The organism is Streptomyces sp. DH12, assembly GCF_020873895.1.
Taxonomy (GTDB): domain Bacteria; phylum Actinomycetota; class Actinomycetes; order Streptomycetales; family Streptomycetaceae; genus Streptomyces.
This window is the reverse complement of the sequence record NZ_JAHWGT010000566.1, coordinates 1-559: the sequence shown is the minus strand read 5'-3', so window position 1 is coordinate 559 and position 559 is coordinate 1. Positions and strand designations below refer to the sequence as shown.

At 72.3% G+C, this 559-nt stretch carries 1 protein-coding gene and 1 pseudogene; one reads left to right on the top strand and one right to left on the bottom strand.

Annotated elements, in window-relative coordinates; genetic code table 11:
- Window positions 1-379 (bottom strand): NAD(P)-binding protein (locus LPA54_RS35810; RefSeq protein ID WP_228984731.1); only part of this gene is annotated, 379 nt, incomplete at its 3' end.
- Between the two features lie 90 nt (window positions 380-469).
- Here LPA54_RS35810 and LPA54_RS35805 point away from each other — a divergent pair.
- Window positions 470-559: pseudogene (locus tag LPA54_RS35805) on the top strand (YjbQ family protein); the annotation flags it as partial.

The window sequence follows — 559 nt, the reverse complement described above, 5'->3', positions numbered from 1 at the left end:
CCCAGGTGCCGTGCGAGGTCTCCACCAGCAGCCGCCCGCCGGACCCCTCCCGCACCGCGCGCACGTCCACCGGGCGGCGCACCCGCAGGTCGAACATCCGCTCGTAGCGGTCGAAGTACGCGCCGATCACCTCGGAGGAGGGCCGCAGCGGATCGGCGTCCGTCAGCTCCATCCCGGGCAGCGCGTGCATCCCGTGCACCTTGCCGTACGTCAGCGAGGGCCAGCGGAACTGCCAGGCGCCGCCGGGCCGGGGCGAGTGGTCCAGCACCACGAAGTCGCGGTCCGGCTCGAAGCCGGTACGCCGCAGGTGATAGGCGCTCGACAGTCCGGCCTGCCCGGCGCCGACGACGACCACCTCGACCTCGCGCACATGGTTCACGCTTCCACCAACACCCGAGGTGCGGTGGATCTTCCCGGACGCGCTCCACCGGGAACGCGGGAAGCGGGCCGCGTGCGTCAGGATGGGCGCATGTCCGACGCCTTCACCACCCGAGTCCTGACCCTCACCACCGGCTCCGCCGAGCGGGTCGTCGACATCACCGGCGACTGCGAGACCTTC